Raw genomic sequence first — 20,026 nt, 5'->3', positions numbered from 1 at the left:
GGGGACTAGACGTTTTGAGAAAAGGATCTTACAACCGCCTATGGCGGTGGCATTTTTATGCCGCATTATGTATTACACCGCTGCTGATTACTTTAACGCTAAGCGGCATCGGCTATTTGTTTTATACCAATATTGAGAACAAGGCCTACAGCGATTTGTTTTTCGGACAAAATAGCCAGACTGAGCGCCTTACGATAGACGAGGGGATCGGGAAAGCGAGAGAGCTCAATCCTGACTACACGGTCTCCAAGGTTATCGTATTGGATGATCCGTACAATACCCGCCTGACGATGACGAATGGGGAGGGTGATCAGAAGTATGTCTTTCTGGATGACAACTATCAAGTTGTTGGCAGCCAGCGTGCAGAGCTTACCTTCTCCAATGTCATGAGGCAAACCCACAGCTCTCTGTTCGTCGGAGGAACCGTCGTCAATTATTTGGTTGAATTGGCGGCCTGCTGGGCGGTGTTCCTGCTGCTTACCGGCATTTACATGACCTTCAGAGGAAAGGTACTGAAGTTCAGGCAGAACCCGACAAAGCTGCAAAAGAACAAAAAATGGCATGCGCTAATCGGCACAATCGTTGCGATTCCTATGCTGGTCATTATTTTTACCGGCTTGCCTTGGTCAGCAGTCATGGGGGATGTCATCTACAACGCATCGCAGAAGTATCCGACGATTGGGACGCCGCTGCTGAAGCAGCAGCCGCCGGCCTCGGATCGGAGCGAAATTCCGTGGGCGACCCGTAAGGAGGAACCGCCTGCCTCAAGCGAGCACAGCGGCCATCATGGCTCGATGCCAGGCATGTCTACAATGCCGGAGGACGATGGTTATCGGATAGAGGTCGAGCAGTTGCTGGGCCAAATTGAGGAAAGCTCAATATCGAGGCCATACGCGATTATTTATCCCGCAGGGGAAGACGGCGTATTCACGGTATCCAAGAGCAGCAACACTGGCATCACCGGATTGGACGTCAGTCCGTACGATGAAGTGACCGCGTACTTCGATCAATATAGCGGGGCTTTCATTTCCAAGGTGGGCTATGACGATTATGGCATTTTGGCAAAATGGTTCACATGGGGCATCCCGCTGCACGAAGGCCATCTATTCGGCTGGCCGAATCAATTGATTAATTTGATCATATGCCTCGCTTTCTTGTTCGTCATATTTTGGGGCTTCAAGACGTGGCTCTCCCGGAGGAAAGCAGGCCGATTCTCAGCACCGCCAGCCGCAGCAAGCGGACTTTCGATTGGTTTTATCATCTTTATGGTTCTTCTGGGCATCATGATGCCGCTATTCGGTCTCTCTTTACTGGGTGTACTCCTGATTGAAGGGATTCGTTATCTATTCATTCGAAAAGCATAACCCAAGAGCCAGCCTCCGCACATTTCAAAATGTGCCGGCTGGCTTTTTCTACTTCCTGGCAAGAGGCGAAAATCATTGAGATTATGGGGAGGATTAAATAAGAAGTATTTCCAATATCGAGCAGATTCTATATAGTAGAAATAACGATTGGAGAAAGCGAGTGATTAGGATGAATACAAAGCGCGGGTTTATAACAAATCTCAGCGGTATGGAAGGGTAATATCCCGTTATCCCTTCCAGATGTTTTAACACGGGAAACCTATTAACATGTGGAGGGTAATTTATTCATGTCATCTGCTTATGGTTCCTATGAAGGAATTGTTTCTGAAACTTATGATATTTGGTTCTCTGGCGAGTTATTTTTCGATACTAACTTTTACAAGCGGTTAATGGACGAGATTCCTGGAATGGCTTTGGAGATCGGATGCGGGACAGGCAGACTTCTGCTGCCCTATTTAGCTGAGGGCTATGAGGTCGAAGGCGTTGATTGCTCGAAGGAAATGTTGAGTATTTGCGAGTACAAAGCCAAAGCGAAGGAATTGTCTCCCGTCTTGTATGATCAACAGATGCAGGAGCTGAACCTGCCCAAAAAATACAAAACCATCTTCGTTCCATTAGCTTCATTTATGTGTGTTACGGATCGGGAAGAAGCGATGTTAGCTTTGCAAAACATGTATGCTCATCTCGAGGAAGGCGGTCAAGTCGTTATTCCGTTGTTCATTCCTCCGAACGAGAATAAGCAGGAGTGGACGGTTGGACGAAGGGGCACTCGAAGCGACGGGGCGGAAATTATATTAAGCTCGGTATCGAGTGTTCAATTTCATGAACAGGTTCAGACGAAGCTGGACCGGTATGAAGTAGTCAAGGATAATGTCTTGGCCGAAACCAAATTTAGTACAACCAAGCTAAGATGGTACTATAAATATGAGTTTATGATGATGCTGGAAAAGGCCGGTTTTCGGGACATCACGATTTATGGCGGTTATGATTTTCAGCAAATGACGGATGATCAGACCTTCATGATTTTTAGAGCTAGAAAGTAAGGTTGTCTGCGGACACAACTCATCCCAATTGCATACTAACGGCAGAAACATCGAGCACAAAGCCCGGAGATTTTCCGGCTGGCACTCGATGTTTTTCTTTTTTGATAAGAGAGGCAGTGGAAAAGCTCAAAATAAGCGTTGTTAATAGTTTATTGGCTGTATGATTAACCCCGCCAGCTATTAGGCTGCTTAACTTTTGGGATGAGAAGCGACATGTGGTGCGGTATAACAAGCTGTGGTGAGTCTGGCTTGCTTATAACCGCATCAAAATACAAAAATACATTTTAATTGGCCCATTTTAGCTGTTTTTACCCATCAAAATGCAAAAGTGCAGTTTGTTTGGCGGAAATCAGCCCATATTGGCAGTTTCGGGGCATTTCAAATGCACTTTTGCATTTTGAAGCCCGAAATCGGCTGATTTAGCTCATTCAACCTGCACTTTTACATTTTGTTCATCGAGAGGGTAGCCTTGCCGTTTTATAATCGATTATTGTATGCTATTTAATCATTTAATCATTGCCTCGAAGTTACTTTTCCACTCCACTTAGCCTCATCGCATCAACAGCCTGATCAGCAACTCTCCAGCACATACACGCCAAGCGGCTCCAGCTCGACTTCGCCGGACAGTGTAGCGCCGGTCAGCAGCTCTTTCATTGGCTTGTGAAGCTTAATCTGCGCTGCCGTCTCCCCGTAGTTGAGCAGGAAGGCCAGCGTTCTCGACGCTCCAGCTCGAATAGCCAGCTCAACCTGCGCTGGCAGCTCGGCCCAATCGGCGGCGGGGGAGCGAAGCCCCAGCAGCTTGATGATCTGCCCGGCGGCATCTTCGTTGAATACAGCGCCGTAATACCATACAGCCCCAGCTGCACCTGCAGCACTAGTCCCAGCCTCAGCCCCGTCTCTGCCACCGTCCCCGCCACCGAAAGTGTTGCGGGTAACCGCAGGCTTCCCAGCATAATAGTCCGAAGCATACTCGGCCATCACCTCAACCGTCTCACTAGCGGTCACTTCGAGAATATCATTGAAGTCCTCGGCGGCCGTCACTGGTCTGCCATCATGCTTCCACTGCATCAGCGTCGGCTTCCGGTTCCCGTTCAGCTTCGTGAACTCCTCGACGCGGATGCCGCACAGCGCAGCGGCAGCGCCAGGGAACGGACGCATATAACAATGGCCGCGTTCATCCTTGTAGCCGGTCCGGCAGCCGAATATAACGGTGCCGCCCTCCCGCACATACTGCTCCAGCATCGCCGCTGTCTCATCGCGCATGATGGCCGGATGCGGATAGATCAGCACCCGGTAACGCTTCAGTTCTTCGGCTGTCGTATGGCTGCGCAAGTATACGACGTCGCTCGGGATATGGCGCTTTTGCAGCGCCTTGAACCATTCCTTGCCGCTCTTCCAGCTGTATGGCCCATGCCACACATCGTATTCGCCGTCCCACTCATTGTCGTAGTCGCGGACGATAGCGACGTCCGCCTGGAAGCGGCTGCCCACGACTCTATCACCTATCGCAGCGAGCTCCGAACCAACTTTTCCCGCCTCAAGAACCCGGCGGTTCGGACGGTTGTCGTAGTCGTGCAACCCATGCCAGTACATTTCGTTGCCGAACGTCGCCGTGCGCCAGCGGAAGTAGAGCACCATGTCAGCGCCATGTGCGATGGACTGGTACGTCCAGAGGCGCATTTGCCCTGGCTTCGGGGAAGGCATGTCGATGCGGTTAACCCAACCGCCGGGTCCGGCCTGCTGCTCCATAATGGCAAAGTTCGGCGAGATCGACCGCACGGCGCTTAAGCTTAGGCTCCAACCGCGATCGGCGAGCGGATTTTGCTCATTGGCATCGTAGAATATTGTGGAGAACTGCGGATAGGAATCATAGCTGAAGAAATCCAGCAGCTCGTCGTTCATCCGATGATTGTCCAAATGACTGAACATCCCGTTCGTCGTTACCCAGTGGCGGGGCGCCTGCTCGCGTAAAATATCCGCCTGAATCTTGGCGAAGGCTATTGTATTGTCCGAGATAAACCGTTTCTCGTCGAGCGCCTGATGCGGATTCGGCTGGTAGCCGACAGCGTTAGGACGCGGCAGAAAAACCTGCTCCCAATCCGAATAGGTTTGGCTCCAGAAGACGGTACCCCACGCCTTGTTCAGCGCATCCAGACTGCCGTACTTCTTCTTCAGCCATTGCCGGAAAGCGAGGTGATCGGCATCCGCATAGAAGACGGTGATCTCGCAATTGAATTCATTGTCGATCTGCCAGCCGATAATAGCCGGATGGTCGGCATAATGCTCAGCCATCTCCAGCGTGATGCGCGCCGACAGTTCCCGGTATTTCGGACTGCTGTAATTGTAGTGGCGGCGCAGGCCATGCTGCAGTGTCACTCCTTCGAAGGTAACGTTCAGCACCTCAGGATATTTATGTGTCAGCCATGCGGGAGGTGTGGCGGTCGGGGTGCCCATAATGACCTTCATCTCCAGCTTTGCAGCCAGCTCCAGAAAACGGTCGAACAGCTCGAAGCTGAAGCGTCCCTCCTCCGGTTCGAAGATTGCCCATGCAAACTCGGCAATGCGAATGACTGAGAAGCCGAGCTCCTTCATCCGAAGCAAATCATCCTCCCACAACGATTCCTCCCAATGTTCCGGGTAATAGCATACACCAAGCCGCAGCTCGTCCAGCGGGTTAAGTTGTTTCATTATGTGAACCTCCAGTCGACTGAATGATAAGATATTGCAGAATCTGAATCTTATCCTTTATTCTAGAAACAACGATAATAACAGTAAATAATCGAATATTGCGTTCCAATATGAAAATATTGCGATTACCTTCATTCACGAGAGGAGAGCGATCAGCATCCGCACACATTATTATTTGCCGGAGCCTTCCGACAGCAAATACGTTTGCTACCCGGAATCGCTGGGCCGCTATAGCGAGTTTCCGCAGCACCGGGAGCACCGTCCCGAGGGGATGATGGGGTATTACAATCTCCATCTTGTGTTTGAAGGACAAGGCTATGTCGAGCTGGATGGCGAACGCATCATGCTATCCGAGGGAGAAGGCTTCCTGTATCCCAAGGGAGCGGATCAGCAGTATGGAGCTAATCCGGCTCAGCCATGGGATGTCAGGTGGGTTCATTTCAGTACAGCGATGCCGCTTCCGATGCTGGGCAGTGCCGATGAAACGGGAGTCTGGCTGTTTTCGATAACAGATCGGAACCGGTTGGCGTCACTGATGGATGAAATGTGCATGATCAGCAGCCATTTTGAGACGCGATACGAGCCTCGGCTGTCAGCTCTACTGTATGAACTGCTGGCCGAGCTTGCGCATAACGCAGTATCGCTGCAAGACGATGCGATCCCCCGGCACAAGCAGCAGGAGCTCATCCGTGAAGCGGCCGACCGGATTCGTGAGCGCTGCGGCGAATCATGGACACTGGAGTCGATGGCGGCCTTGTCCGGCTACAGCATGTACTATTTTCTCCGCTTGTTCCAGACGATAATGGGGAAGACGCCTAACCGCTATTTAACCGACTGCCGCATGGCAGCTGCTAAGGGACTGCTTGTGGCGACGAGACTTCCGGTCAGTCAGGTGGCGGAGCGGGTCGGCTTCACGCAATCGAGCTACTTTATCCGGGTTTTTCACAGCCAGGAGGGAATGCCGCCAAAAGCATACCGGGAGCTGTACGGTTCATTGGCCTAATAGCACAGCGGCAGTGTATACTGACGGTGAAGACCTCCAAGTTAAATCGTCATTAAGGGGAGATACAGCGATGAAAGAATACGACAGCCTGACGAGCTATATGTCTCCGCCTTACGGGACGATCTTTGCCGGGCATTTCAACGAGGATGACGGCTATCTGACCAGCCGGCCGTCTGGCATGACCGATTGGCTGATTGCTTTTACGCTGGAAGGCAGCGGTTATTTCCGAACGCCTTCAGGAGAGCGTGTCTGCCATGCAGGCGATATCGCGCTGCTGCGGAGCGGCGTTGCCCATCAATACGGAACAGTTGCCGGCGGACGGTGGAATTTTATATGGGCACATTTTCCGAAGCTGACGGAGACGGGCTTCCTTCCTAATGAGGAGCTAATTATACAGCCAACAGGCAATGATCCGATGAAAACCCGCATTTACCGTGCGCTTCGTAATGTATTGCATGATTCCCGGGAGCAGCGTCCGCTCTGGCAGCCGATTTGCGAGAATGAAATTCGCGGCATTCTGCTGCTTATGGCGGAACGGGAGCAAGGACGGGTCGACCCGCGCATCGAGGAATCGCTGCATTATTTGTCCAAGCATATGAGTCAGAACATCCGGATCGAAGACGTTGCGAAGTCGATTGGACTCTCGGAATCCAGGCTGTCCCATTTGTTCAAACAGGAGACGGGTGCTACGATTGTCGAGACATTGAACGCTATGCGGATTCGGCAGGCAGCGCTGCTTATTAAGCATTCGGGACGAACCGCGTCGGAGGCAGCGCTGGATGTCGGCTTTCAGCATTACAATCATTTTGCCGTCTTATTCCGCCAGCAGCTAGGAATGACGCCAAGAGAGTATCGCCGCCAGATGGGGGAACTCGGTCCAAGTTAACGGAAAAGGTAAATAGATTTGTAAATAAAGGTCATTTTTTCCCTTGTCACAAACCAGACACCATTGTTAAAATAAGCAGACCAGTCGCAAGTTTTTCAGAAAGCGCTTACAGGCAATTAGGCAGAGGAGGAATGAAATTTGAAAAAAAATTGGTACTATCGCTTGCTGTTCTCTTATATGCCTGTTTTTTTTCTAATGATTTCATTTCTGTTTTTTATTTTTTTCAAATACTAACCGACCGTGCCCAGAAGGATACGGCTTATATTTACGCGGGCATTAACAATCAAATGCTGCAAAGCGTGGAGCAGCCGCTGCAGACGATCGACCATATGATGGTGACGATCCAGACCCGCAATAAATCCTCCGAATTCAATCTGCTGGATTACTTCGATCAGGAGGGCCCGCCTTCCGTCTATTTCACGTACTTAATGTCCAAAGAATTCAACAATATGCGGCAGCTCAATCAGAGCATTCACTCTATCTATTTGGTTCGAGACAGGGACGGCTATGTGCTGAGCTCGAACACGGTATCACCGCTAGAGCAGTTCCCGGACCGGGATTTTATTAAGGAGCTGCAGAAGGACGGCTATTCCTATCATTGGACGAATGAGCGCCCATTCAAGGAATTCCAAGCCTCAAGGGAGGAGTCTGTCGTATCGCTCGCCCGCAAATATTTGACCAGCCGGGGAGAGAGCGGGCTCATTATCGTTAACGTGCGCGTAAGCGCATTGAAGGATTTTGTCTCGCAGCGTACAGATCAAACGTCCAGCTATGTGACGATTACCGGCAAGGACGGCAAGCCAATTCTCGCTGCTGATGACGGAGAGGCGGGCAGCAAGACGGCGTTCTCGAATCTCGTGTCGGACTATACCGGATGGACCTATGAGAGCGGCCTGCAAAAGCAAAGCCGGTTCACTATTGTCCAGACGTTTTCCAATGTGTGGATCGTACTGGCTTTAATCATTGCCGTATTGGGCTTGCTCGCTATCGTCTATATGACCAACCGCAACTATAAACCGCTACGGGCGCTCATTACGAAGCTGGACAATCTTTCTCAGTCTTCAGGGGGCGAGCAGAGCGGGGAGGACCGGAATGAATTTCATTACATCGAATCGACGGTCGATTCTCTCGTTCAGCGCTTTAATCTGTTCAAATCGCAGTCGGACTTGAATATCGGCTATCGTAAAAAATCCATTTTCCTTGAAGTGATGAGCGGCTCCAGATCGCTGGCGAGCGAGGAATGGAGTACAGAGATGGAGCGCAACGGCTTTATCGGCGGGTTCCAGAAGGCAGTCGTCATCGTCATCTCTGTCGATAAATATTCCGACGTTCTTTCCCGTTATAAGGAGCAGGACATGATTCTGTTCCAGTTCATCATTCAGAATATGTATGTGGAGCTGGTACAAAAATACGGTCTCCGCAGCTGGAGCGAATGGATGAACGATAAGGAAATGTGCGGTTTTATCTATGTGCAGGAAGAGGATCAGGCTATGCTGATGGACAATATCCTCAAGCTGTCCGACAATGCGCTGCAATGGATTCGGGCCAATCTGCCATTCACGGTAACCGTCGGCGTCGGTCAGTCGACCGATACCGTATCCACGCTGAAAGCTTCCTATAAAGCGGCCATTGAAGCGGTCAATTACAGAGTTGTGCTGGGAAACAACCGAATGATCGGCTATTGGGAGACGGATACGGGAACATCCTTCGAGATGTATGACCATTTGGAGCGTATCCGCAGTCTCGTCTATGGCTTCCGCTTAATGGACCCTGAATGGCGGGCGAAATATACGGCGCTCTACGAGCAGTTCAAGCTAAATAAGCTGAAGCGGGATGATATCGTTAATCTGCTCAATTATTTCGCTTATTATCTGTTTGAGCAAATGCACGGCATCATTCTTAATGACGAGATGATCGAGACGAACCGCGAGATCATGAAGGATATTATCGACCAGTTCGAGACGCTGGAGGATGTGCAGGAAGAAATGCTGGGCATCATGGAGAAGCTTGAGTATGCAGTCGCCGAAAAAGCAGACCGGGGAGAAGCATCGGAAATTGCGGTGTTGATGAAGCAATATATTAACGACAACGTGCATAATCCCGATTTATCGCTCGTTCATCTCAGTCAGCAGTTCGATATTCCTTCGAAAAATGTGAGCGCCTTGTTCAAGGAGCAGTTCAACATTAAGTTCATCGATTACCTCATTAACCGGCGGGTTGAACTGGCCAAGCAGCTTCTAACAGACAAGGATACGGAGCTGAGCATTCAGGAAATCGGCAAGCGCGTCGGCTATTTGAATCCGATTTCCTTCAATCGGGTGTTCAAGCGGATTTCCGGCGTAACGCCGGGCGATTACCGGAAGGAGAAGTAAAAGTGAAGAGCCGGAAAAAGGTTTAGAATAGCGGGAAAAGCCAGTCGGATTGCGCTCTGCGAGCGCAATCCGATTTTTGTTTACCGCCCGAATCTTGTAAATTGCCCCTCCTTGCGATGCTGCGGTATAGTTGGCCCAACAACAAATCAGTAGCTCACAGGGAGGCGTTTACGGGGATGTCCAACAACATCATAACCGAAGCATCAACAACCATACCGGCAGCCAGACGGACGGGCCTAAGCGAAGCGATGCGCAAGATGCGCAGACACTGGCAGCTATATTTTCTTATTTTGCTGCCGCTGCTTTATTTCATTCTATTCAAATATGTTCCGATTCTCGGTATTCAAATCGCCTTCAAGGATTTGAGTCCGAAGCTGGGCATTTGGGGCAGCCCTTGGGTCGGTTTAAAACATTTTGAAGCATTTTTTAATCACCCGAACTTTTGGCTGCTAATCAAAAACACACTGTTCCTAAGCTTGTATGCGCTTGCAATCGGGTTCCCGGTACCGATCATCCTGGCGCTCATGATTAATGAGCTAAGGGACGGCATCTTCAAACGTACCGTTCAACTGGTCTCGTATGCGCCTTATTTCATCTCCACCGTCGTTATGGTATCGATGATTCTCTTGTTCCTCGCACCGCGAATTGGTGTTATTGACCACATTCGCACGGCGCTTGGTCTGGATTCTATTAACTTTATCGGCGAACCGTCGATGTTCAAATCGATTTTCGTCCTGTCGGATGCATGGCAGTACATGGGCTACAACGCCATCATCTATATCGCGGCGCTGGCCGGGGTCAATCCTCAGCTCTACGAAGCGGCCAAGCTGGACGGCGCAAGCAGACTGCAGAAAATCATTCATATCGACCTGCCGAGCATCATGCCGATTATGGTGCTGCTGCTGGTGCTCAATATGGGGCAGCTGCTTAACATTGGCTTCGAGAAAGTATATTTGCTGCAAAATCCGCTAAACACAAGCTCGTCAGAGATTATCTCGACTTATGTGTACAAGGTTGGACTTGTTCAAGCGAATTACAGCTTCTCGGCTGCCGTCGGACTGTTTAATTCCATCATCAATTTAGCGCTCATCCTGCTTGCCAACTTCGGGGCAAGACGCGCTACAGGATCGGGGTTGTTCTAACATGCAGAAAACGAATGCCATCAAAGAGCCAGTGTCGGATAAACTCCTGCTCGGTATTATCTACACCGTGCTAATCGCAGTTCTGATCGTGGTACTGTATCCGCTCATCTATATCGTCAGCTCGTCATTTAGCTCACCGCAAGCAGTCGTGTCAGGAAGAGTGTGGCTGTTTCCGGTCGAGTTCTCGCTCAAAGGCTACACCGCTGTATTGAATAATCCGCGTATCTGGTCGGGATATTACAACTCGTTAATTTATATGGCCGTCGGCACATTCATCAGCGTATCTCTAACCTTTGCACTTGCTTATCCGCTGTCCAAGCGTACATTCTATGGACGTTCGCCGATCATGTATATGATTATCATCACCATGATTTTCAGCGGCGGCTTGATTCCTTATTATCTTACGGTAAAAGGCTTAGGCATCATCGATACGAGATGGGCGCTGCTGCTGCCTCAGGCCGTTGCGGTCTGGCAGGTATTCATCGCCAAGACATTCTTCCAGGAGAGCATCCCTGAGGAATTGAACGAAGCGGCGGCCATCGACGGCTGCTCCGATCTCCGGTTTCTATGGTCAGTAGTGCTTCCGTTATCCAAGCCGGTAGTTGCCGTACTTGCTCTGATGTATGCAGTAACCGCTTGGAACGCGTACTTCGATGCGCTGATCTTTTTGAAAAACGTCGATCTCTATCCGCTTCAGCTTATCCTCCGGGAAATTCTTATTCAGAATTCCGTGGATAACTCCATGATGGTAGACATTCGAACAATGGAAGCCAGACAAGGGATGAAGGATCTGCTTAAATTCTCGCTGATCGTTGTCTCTAGTCTGCCTGTCCTCATCATATATCCATTTGTTCAGAAGCATTTTGTAAAGGGGGTCATGATCGGTTCTCTTAAAGGTTAAAATAGACAAATATTTGGCGGGGAGAAGCCGTGATTATCCAAGACAACTTATAAGGGGTGCTTGAAAATGAGACAAACATGGAAAATATCGCTTGGCATTCTATTATCGGCGATGCTGCTGCTGAGCGCATGCTCTAATAACAGCGGATCAAGCAAAGGAAATGAAGGCGGCAGCGGCGAGAGCGCCAAGCCAGTGAAGCTGTCCGCTTTTATTAACCAGTCTCCTAACCTTTCGACGCTGAAAAATCCGTTCACGAAGCAAGTTGAAGAGAAGACAAACGTTCAGCTGCAATTCATCGTCGGTCCTCCTAACGACAATAACGATAAACGCAACGTATTGATGGCGAGCGGCGACTATCCCGAAGTGTTCCTGAGCGGCAATTTTACGCCGGCGGAGCAAATGAAATTCGGCAAGCAAGGCGTGTTTCTGCCGCTGAATGATCTGATCGATCAGTACGCTCCGAACATTAAGAAAATTTTCGAAGAACGTCCCGATTTGAAAACGGCGGTGACCTCTGCGGACGGCAGCATCTACGGCATGCCGCAGGTTAATGAATGCTACCACTGCTGGTATGCGCAAAAGCTGTGGATTAACCAGAAGTGGCTCGACAAGCTTGGGCTGGAAATGCCAACGACCACTGAGGAATTCGCGAACGTGCTTAAGGCGTTCAAGACGCAAGATCCGAACGGCAACGGCAAGGCAGATGAGGTTCCGCTGAGCGGCGCACTTTCGACTTGGCATGGTGATCTTACAGGCTATCTCATGAATGCCTTTATCTATAACAATGGCGACAATCAGCCATACTCCTATATTCGGGTAAAAGACGGCGAAGTGCAGCTGTCGGCCAGCCAGCCGGAATGGAAGGACGGACTTGCTTACCTGGCTTCCTTGTACAAGGACGGCCTGATTGACCCGCAAGCCTTTACGCAAAATCAAGAAGGACTACAGCAGCTCGGCAACAATGTAGGCGATACGATTCTTGGTGCATTTACGATCGGTCACGCGCAAATGGCGGTAGCCTCGTCGGACCCGCGCAACTTAGACTATGTCGCAGTACCGCCGCTGAAAGGGCCAAACGGCGTTCAGCTGTCCGGCTACTATAAATCGGTCGGCAACCAAGGCCGTTTCGTCATCACAGACAAAGCGAATGAAGAGCAGCAAATCGCCGCGATCAAAATGCTCGACTATCTGTGGACCGAAGAAGGTACATGGGGCCAAGTCTTCTCCGTGGAAGGTACGTCATGGAGCAAGGCAAGCCCAGATCAATTGAACGTAAACGGCAAGCCTGCCAGCTATCAGGTGGACCCTTCTTACCGCAGCGAGACGATTCATAACGACGGCTGGGATCAAGCCGGCCCGGATTTCCGTCCAAGAGAACGCTTTGAATCCGAAGCAGTCTCGCAAGATATGTTTTCCCCTGAGGGCTATGAATTGCGCCTCGTGACGGAGACGAAGAAATACGAAGGCTTTGAGCCGAAGGAAGCGGAGCTGTTCCCGATTGATATCTTTATCAGCGCCGAGGACAGCGAGAAAGCCGCTCAACTGAAAGCGACGATTGAGGATTACGTCAAATCGAATATGCTGCAATTCATTACCGGTCACAAAGACGTAGAGAAGGATTGGAACAGCTATGTTCAAGGCTTTGAAGGTCTCAAGCTGACAGAGTATCTCAGCATTCTGCAAAAAGCGTATGACGCGAACCTGAGCAAAATGAAATAAACCGATCATTCCCTAATTCCAATAGCGGCCTGCGGCAAAGCGCTGCGGGCCGTCCGTTTATCAAGAGTAAAGGACGTGAGCCTCATGACAACCTGCAAAGAACCTTTGCGCATCCAAAATCCGATCTTGCCGGGCTTTAATCCTGATCCCTCGATTGTAAGGGTTGGAGACGACTATTATATCGCAACGTCGACGTTCCAATGGTTTCCCGGCGTTCAAATTCATCATTCGCGCGACTTGATCCACTGGCAGCTGCTGACTCGTCCGCTCGACCGTGCAAGCCAACTTAATATGCTGGGCAACCCGGACTCGGGCGGCGTATGGGCGCCTTGCCTGACCCATCATAACGGATTGTTCTATCTGGTCTTTACCGATGTGAAAAGCCATGCCGGAGCATACAAGGACACGCATAATTATGTCGTTGTCGCGTCCGACATTATGGGCCCGTGGTCAGACCCGATCTATCTCAACAGCGGCGGCTTTGACCCTTCGATGTTCCATGATGACGACGGGAGAAAATGGATCGTTAACATGCAGTGGGATTTCCGTAAAGGCCGTGATCCCTTTAACGGCATCTACTTACAAGAGTATTCGGTGGAAGAGAAGAAGCTAATCGGCCCGTCACGGCTGATCTATACCGGCTCCAAGCTGGGCTTGACGGAAGGGCCGCATCTCTATAAGCGCAATGGATACTATTATTTGATGGTTGCGGAAGGCGGAACGAGCTATGAGCATGCGGTCACACTGGCTCGCTCCAAGACGATAGACGGTCCCTATGAGACCGACCCCGAAGCGCCGATGCTGACTTCCTATCATAACCCAGAGCTGGCGCTGCAAAAGGCCGGTCATGCCAGTCTCGTGCAAACCCAGAGCAATGAATGGTATATCGTTCATCTATGCGGACGGCCCCTGCCGACAGAAGACCGGCGCTGCAACCTGGGCCGGGAAACGGCAATCCAGCGCTGCACATGGAGTGAGGACGGCTGGCTGCGTTTGGACGAAGGCGGCAATGAACCGCAATTATGTGTTCGCCCGCCGGCACTGCCGGAGCATCCGTTCCCAGAGCGTCCTGTCGTCGATCATTTCGATAGCGGAAAGCTAGACTTGCAGTGGCAATCGCTGCGGCAGCCGTTTACCGAAGATTGGCTGTCGGTCAGCGAGCGGCCCGGCTATCTTCGCCTGAAGGGAATGGAGTCGCCAAACTCCCGTTTCCGTCACAGCTTGATTGCCCGCCGTCAGCAGGCCTTTCATTGCGAGGCGGAGACCGCTGTTGAATTCAAACCAGAAACCTACCAGCATATGGCGGGCCTTGTCTATTACTACAACTCTCAAAACTACTATTACCTGCGCATCTCGCATGACGAAGAGGGCGGCACCAATGTGGGGATCATCGGCAATGACCACGGCGTCTACTTTGAGCATACCGAGCCGCATGTATACATTCCGTCGGGGCAGCGCGTCTATTTGCGTCTTCTCTTGGAAGCTAGCAATCTGCAATTCTATTATTCACTTGATGGAGCGGACTGGAACACGATCGGTCCAGTGCTGGACGCCAGCAAAATTTCCGACGAGTACGCCACGCATCTCGTTGACGGCTATTTCACCGACTGGGGCTTCACCGGCGCTTTTATCGGATTATGTGCGCATGATTTGTCCGGCGGCCGCCGCCATGCCGATTTTGACTACTTCCGTTATGAGGAGAAGGAGTGAGCTTCCATGGAAACATCCAATGATTCTTTGAAGGGATATCGCCTCGTATTCGTATGCGGCGAAGATGAGTATGAATCGGAGAAAACGATGCCTCGAATCGCCGAAGAGGCTGCCCGAAGGCACGGTGCTTCCGTCACCGTTCTGACTGCATGCCCAAGCGCTGCTGATCCGGAAAATATACCGGGGCTTGAGGCGCTGCAAACGGCTGATCTCGCGGTTTTCTATATTCGCTTCCGGCAATTGCCGCCGGAGCAGTTCCAATATATTAGCGATTATCTTAAAGCAGGCAAGCCGGTCATCGGCCTGCGCACAAGCACGCATGCCTTTCAATACCCGGAAGGCCATCCGCTGGCCCGCTGGAATGACGGCTTCGGCATCGATGTGCTGGGTGCACCGTGGATTCGTCACTTCGGCCACTCTTCGACGACGAGCGTATCTGTCGCTTGGGGAGCGGACAATCATCCGATTCTAAGCGGCATTCCGACGCATTTCGAATGCCGCTCCTGGCTCTATCAAGTGCTGCCTTATCCGCCGAAGGGGGATTCGACGCCGCTGCTCAATGGTGCCACGATTAATCCGGAGGACAATGGTTGGTCGTATACGAGCGAGACACCGCGCGTGCATCCAGTAGCTTGGACTCGTCATCATTCCGGCGGGGGACGTGTGTTTACGACGACGATGGGACATCCGGAAGATTTCGACCTGCCGGAATTCCGGCGCTTATTGCTGAACGGCATCCATTGGGCCGTTGGCGCAGAGCATTTAATAGAAGGAGGGACAGCACAATGAAACAAGCAGCGATTATAGGAGTGAAGCAAGCGGAATTGCTGGAACGGGAGACACCGGTCTTGAAGGAAGGCTGGGCGCTGGTCAAGGTGCATGCAGCGCCGATGTGCGCGGAATATAAGGGGTTCGTCCATGGCGACCATTCCGACTGTCTGGGACATGAAGCGGCTGGCGAAGTGGTAGAGGCCGCACCGGGCAGCAAAGTGAAGGTAGGCGACCGCGTTGTCGTCATGCCGCAATATCCTTGCGGAGAATGCGATATGTGCATCGCCGGCGACTTCATCTATTGCGAGCATAATTTGCATCACCACGAGCCGACGATGACGCAATATTTGTCTAAGCCGTCCTGGCTGCTGGCCCGGATTCCTGATGGCGTACCTTACGAGAAAGCTTCACTCGCTTGCTGCGGCTTGGGACCGTCGCATGGCGCATTCTCGACGATGGGCGTGGATGCCTTCTCGACAGTGCTCATTACGGGTCTTGGGCCGGTAGGTCTGGGCGCAATCGTCAATGCGAAGTTCAGAGGAGCGAAGGTTATCGCCGTCGAGATGAACCCTTACCGGGTAGAGCTCGCAAAGAAGATGGGCGTCGAGCATATTATCGACCCGCGTGACCCTGATGCGGTGCAGCAAATTAAAGCGTTGACCGGCGGCAAAGGGCCGGACTTTGGACTGGATTGCTCCGGTGTCGTATCTGCACACCGCTTGCAGATTGATGCGCTTAAGCGCAAGGGCAAAGTCGCCTTCGTCGGAGAGTGCTTCTCAGAGACGCCGATTAAGGTGAGCGATGATCTGCTGCGCAAAGGCATTCATCTGATCGGCTCCTGGCACTACAACCTGAATGAATTTCCGCAGCTGATGAAGGTTATCGAGCAATCTCCGCTGACGGATCTGCTTATTACGCATCAATTCCCGATGAGCCGGATTCAGGAAGCGTTTGAAGTGTCCGCCTCACAGCAGAGCGGCAAAATTATACTGAACCCATGGGAGTGATAGCGCGATGAAAGTAGGCATGAATCTATTGCTATGGACGGATAAGCCTAACCCTTCGGAGCATTTGAGGCTGCTGCAATCAATCAAGGAATGGGGCTTTGACGGCGTCGAGCTGGCCGCAGACAGCATGGATGCGGGCGACGCGAAAGCATTTGGGCTGATTCTAAAGGAGTTGGGACTCGGCTGCACCGCTATTGCGGCGCTTGACGCTTCAGTGGCCGATCCTGCTAGCCGCGACCCCCGGCTGCGGGACAATGCGCTGGCGACGCTGAAGACGGCTATCTCCAATACACATCTGATGGGTGCCGAGGTGCTGTGCGGGCCGCTGTTTCAAGGACTTGGCCGCTTTACGGGACAAGGCCCGCAAACCGACGAATGGAATTATGCGGTGGAAACGCTTCGCGAGGCGGGGAAGTTCGCTGCTGAGCTGGGAGTGAAGCTGGCGCTTGAGCCGATCAACCGGTTCGAGATGTATTTGGTCAATACGCTGGAGGAAGGCGTTCGCTTCGTGAAGCAGGTTGGGCTGCCTAACGTCGGACTGCTGGCGGATACGCATCACGGCAACATTGAAGAGCTGAACGTGCCGGATGCCTGGCGGCAAGCTGCGGCACATATCATTCACGTTCACATTTCCGAGAACAACCGGGGCGTTCCAGGCACTGGCCATGCGGTAACAGAAGAGATTTTCGACGTGCTGAAGGAAATCGGCTATGACGGCTGGCTGACGATTGAGGCATTCGGCCAGCAGGTGCCGGGCCTTATCTCCCGGCTGCATTTATGGCGCAACTACAGCGAGCATCCGGATGACGCGGCGCGGCTTGGCGTCCAGCATATCCGGAAGCATCTGGCTTAAAGCGAAGGAGGATGGAGTATGCCTGTCGTACAAGCGAACGGAATTGAGCTTCATTATACAGAACGAGGTCAAGGCGAGCCGTTAGTGCTGCTTATGGGTCTGGGTGCGCCGGGAGCGGTATGGGAAGAGCATGTGCGGGCATATGAGCCGCATTTCCGCTGTATTCTCATCGACAATCGGGGAGCAGGAGACAGTGCCAAGCCGGAGGGACCCTACACGACGAAAATGATGGCGGCCGATACGCTCGGCCTGCTGGATGCGCTTGGAATCGATAAAGCTCATATTTCCGGCATATCGATGGGAAGTGCAATCGCGCAGGAGGTAGCGTTGGCCGCTCCGGACCGGGTCATTAGCTTGACGCTCAATTGCTCTTGGCAGCAATGCGATACGTATACAAGCAGCGTGTTCGAGACGCTGGGCAGCGGTTATTCCCGCATGCCGGCCGATGAATTTCAGAAGCTGCTTCAGCTTATTATTTATACGCCGGCTTACTATAACAATCATTCTCTCAAGCTAGAGGCGGCCCGAGCGGCAGCGCTGCTGGAGGAGAATCCGATGCCGGCGCATGCGTTTCTAGCGCAATGCGACGCCTGCATCTCGCATCAGACGACGGGACGGCTTGCTGCTATTAAGGCTCCTGCCTTAATTACAGTAGGAGACCGGGATATTTTCACACCGCTGCATTTGTCACAGGCTATTGCGGGGGAGATGAAGCACGCTGAGCTTCATTTGTTCGAGGGCAGCGGCCATACGCATCACTGGGACCGGCTGGATGATTTTAACCGGATTACATTGGACTTTTTATTGCGTCATCGACATTTGGGTTAATAGAAGGAGCGATCGGGATGAATCCAAAATTATCAATCGGCTCATGGGCGTTTGCCTTTGGTCCTTTCGCAGCATCGCCTTGGCCGTTTTCACGCATTTTGCAATATGCAAGTGAAGCGGGTTACGACGGAGTAGAAATTAACGGCTTTGCCCCCCATCCGACGCCGGAGCTCTATCCGACGAAGGAGAGCCGTCAAGCGCTGCTGGAGGAAATGAAGTCCCATGGGCTCGGCATCTCCGGGTATGCTCCGGATTTTACGGCAGTACCGCCGGCACAATGCGAGCCTGCCGACTACTTGCAATTGATGGAGTCCTACATTCAATTTTGTGTAGATCTCGGTATCGATACAATTCGGGTAGACACCGTCAGCCCGCCGGCAGCCTTGGATGAGACGGAGTATGAGAAACGGTTCGCCCGGCTTGTTTTTACATGGAAGGCATCTGCAGAGCTGGCGGCAGCCTCCGGCATTCGGATCGTATGGGAGTTCGAGCCGGGCTTCTGGCTGAACAAGCCTTCGGAGATCAAGCGGCTTGTTGAGGCGGTAGGCCATCCTTCCTTCCAAATTTTATTCGATACGAGCCACGCTTACATGAGCGGAGTAGTCGGAGCGCGTCAGCCGGGGGAGAAAGAGGTACTTCCCGGAGGGATTGCGGAATTTGCGAAGCTGCTTGATGGACACATCGGGCATTTCCATCTGATTGACTCCGACGGCACGCTGCATGATGAGGAGACGAGTACGCATGCAGCTTTTGGAGCTGGCGCTATCGATTTTACTGCGTTTCTTAAGGAGCTGAAGTCCGTAGTGGCGGACATTGACTGGTGGTGCGTCGACTTTTGCTTTAACGCTGAAGTGGAGGAATGGGGCCGTGAGGCAGTGCCGTTCATCCGCAAGGCGATCAAGGAGGCGGAATAGAACATGGCAATGACATTTGGCTTTCAGACGTATACGTGGCAGATGTCCTATGAGAAGCACCGCAATGAGCTTAAGCACATATTGGACGTCGTGCAGCAAGCGGGCGGCGCAGGCGTAGAGCCGGAAGTGTGCATGCTCGGCCACTATAATGACGACCCGCAGGCGCTAGTAAATGCGCTAGAGAAAAGAGGCTTGAAGCTGGGTGCACTTTGTCTTGCGCTCGACTGGCGTGAAGCGGGCGAGACGTTAGAAGAGAAAGCTGAAGCCGACCGGATCATCCGGTATCTGAAGCATTTTCCAGATACGCTGCTTACGCTTGTACAGCTTCCCGGCAAGGATAGAAGTGATCTGGCTCTTAGGCAAAAGAACGCGCTGTTAAGCATTAATGCGGTGGCCCGCCGCGCGTATGAGGCAGGTATCGCATGTGCGTATCATCCTAATTCGCCAAGCGGCTCTATTTTCCGAATTGAAGAGGATTACCGGGTGCTGTTGGACGGCATTGATTCCCGCTATTGCGGCTACGCCCCGGATACGGGTCATATTGTGAAGGGCGGCATGGATGCTGAGGCGATATTCCGGACCTACCGGCCGCTCATTCGGCATGTGCATTTCAAAGATATGAATGGGGCAAGCGGACAATGGTCTGCACTTGGACAAGGTTCGATCGATCATAAGGCGATTGTCCGTTACCTGCAGGAGACGAGTTATGACGGCTGGGTGATGGTCGAGGAGGAATCGCAGGAAGCCGAGCTTCATCCCGACCGGGTAACGCTTCAGAACGGGATCTACGTGCGGGAAGAACTGGCTGTACTCGCCTAATTATTT

At 51.9% G+C, this 20,026-nt stretch carries 16 protein-coding genes; 15 read left to right on the top strand and 1 reads right to left on the bottom strand.

From position 1 onward, the window contains the following. Positions 1-14 precede the first annotated feature (14 nt). Positions 15-1,364: a PepSY-associated TM helix domain-containing protein gene (locus TY10_RS18510; protein WP_042166654.1), complete on the top strand. Its 1,350-nt coding sequence runs from the start codon at positions 15-17 to the stop codon at positions 1,362-1,364. A gap of 287 nt (positions 1,365-1,651) precedes the next feature. Beyond that, entirely contained in the window at positions 1,652-2,407 is a 756-nt protein-coding gene (locus TY10_RS18505) for a class I SAM-dependent DNA methyltransferase (protein ID WP_042166652.1), read from the top strand. A gap of 570 nt (positions 2,408-2,977) precedes the next feature. On the opposite strand, the gene TY10_RS18500 is transcribed toward TY10_RS18505, so the two are convergent. Continuing rightward, positions 2,978-5,095: a beta-galactosidase gene (locus TY10_RS18500; RefSeq protein WP_042166649.1), complete on the bottom strand. Its 2,118-nt coding sequence runs from the start codon at positions 5,093-5,095 to the stop codon at positions 2,978-2,980. A 175-nt stretch (positions 5,096-5,270) separates the two neighbouring features. On the opposite strand from TY10_RS18500, the gene TY10_RS18495 reads away from it, so the two are divergent. From TY10_RS18495 to TY10_RS18435, 13 genes are all read left to right on the top strand, one after another. Continuing rightward, positions 5,271-6,098: a helix-turn-helix transcriptional regulator gene (locus TY10_RS18495; RefSeq protein WP_052350633.1), complete on the top strand. Its 828-nt coding sequence runs from the start codon at positions 5,271-5,273 to the stop codon at positions 6,096-6,098. Between the two features lie 70 nt (positions 6,099-6,168). Next, complete coding sequence (locus TY10_RS18490; protein WP_042166644.1) at positions 6,169-6,984, top strand: helix-turn-helix domain-containing protein; 816 nt, start codon at positions 6,169-6,171, stop codon at positions 6,982-6,984. Between the two features lie 131 nt (positions 6,985-7,115). Then, positions 7,116-9,356 carry an AraC family transcriptional regulator gene (locus TY10_RS18485; RefSeq protein ID WP_042166642.1) on the top strand — a complete coding sequence of 747 codons (2,241 nt, stop codon included), beginning with the start codon at positions 7,116-7,118 and terminating at the stop codon, positions 9,354-9,356. A gap of 176 nt (positions 9,357-9,532) precedes the next feature. Further along, complete coding sequence (locus tag TY10_RS18480) at positions 9,533-10,498, top strand: ABC transporter permease (protein WP_042166639.1); 966 nt, start codon at positions 9,533-9,535, stop codon at positions 10,496-10,498. A 1-nt stretch (position 10,499) separates the two neighbouring features. Beyond that, positions 10,500-11,399 (top strand): carbohydrate ABC transporter permease, encoded by a 900-nt coding sequence (locus TY10_RS18475; protein ID WP_042166637.1) that lies wholly within the window; start codon positions 10,500-10,502, stop codon positions 11,397-11,399. A 66-nt stretch (positions 11,400-11,465) separates the two neighbouring features. Continuing rightward, a complete protein-coding gene (locus tag TY10_RS18470; protein WP_042166634.1) occupies positions 11,466-13,118 on the top strand; it encodes an ABC transporter substrate-binding protein in 1,653 nt (550 codons plus the stop codon). Between the two features lie 84 nt (positions 13,119-13,202). Beyond that, on the top strand, positions 13,203-14,828 hold the full coding sequence (locus TY10_RS18465; protein WP_042166630.1) for a glycoside hydrolase family 43 protein: 1,626 nt from the start codon (positions 13,203-13,205) through the stop codon (positions 14,826-14,828). Between the two features lie 6 nt (positions 14,829-14,834). Beyond that, the gene (locus TY10_RS18460; RefSeq protein WP_042166628.1) at positions 14,835-15,617 is read left to right on the top strand and encodes a ThuA domain-containing protein; all 783 of its coding nucleotides are present in this window, start codon (positions 14,835-14,837) and stop codon (positions 15,615-15,617) included. Next, positions 15,614-16,606 (top strand): zinc-dependent alcohol dehydrogenase, encoded by a 993-nt coding sequence (locus TY10_RS18455; RefSeq protein ID WP_052350632.1) that lies wholly within the window; start codon positions 15,614-15,616, stop codon positions 16,604-16,606. The genes TY10_RS18460 and TY10_RS18455 overlap by 4 nt, the downstream gene beginning before the upstream one ends. 7 nt (positions 16,607-16,613) lie before the next feature. Next, on the top strand, positions 16,614-17,459 hold the full coding sequence (locus tag TY10_RS18450) for a sugar phosphate isomerase/epimerase family protein (protein ID WP_042166625.1): 846 nt from the start codon (positions 16,614-16,616) through the stop codon (positions 17,457-17,459). A gap of 18 nt (positions 17,460-17,477) precedes the next feature. After that, the gene (locus tag TY10_RS18445) at positions 17,478-18,287 is read left to right on the top strand and encodes an alpha/beta fold hydrolase (protein WP_042166622.1); all 810 of its coding nucleotides are present in this window, start codon (positions 17,478-17,480) and stop codon (positions 18,285-18,287) included. Positions 18,288-18,304: 17 nt separating this feature from the next. Next, positions 18,305-19,201 carry a sugar phosphate isomerase/epimerase family protein gene (locus TY10_RS18440; protein WP_042166618.1) on the top strand — a complete coding sequence of 299 codons (897 nt, stop codon included), beginning with the start codon at positions 18,305-18,307 and terminating at the stop codon, positions 19,199-19,201. A gap of 3 nt (positions 19,202-19,204) precedes the next feature. After that, a complete protein-coding gene (locus TY10_RS18435; RefSeq protein ID WP_042166617.1) occupies positions 19,205-20,020 on the top strand; it encodes a sugar phosphate isomerase/epimerase family protein in 816 nt (271 codons plus the stop codon). Positions 20,021-20,026: the final 6 nt, after the last annotated feature.

Origin of the sequence: Paenibacillus gorillae (assembly GCF_000513275.1) — a bacterium.
Classification (GTDB): Bacteria; Bacillota; Bacilli; order Paenibacillales; family Paenibacillaceae; genus Pristimantibacillus; species Pristimantibacillus gorillae.
This window is presented reverse-complemented; position numbering and strand designations above follow the sequence as displayed.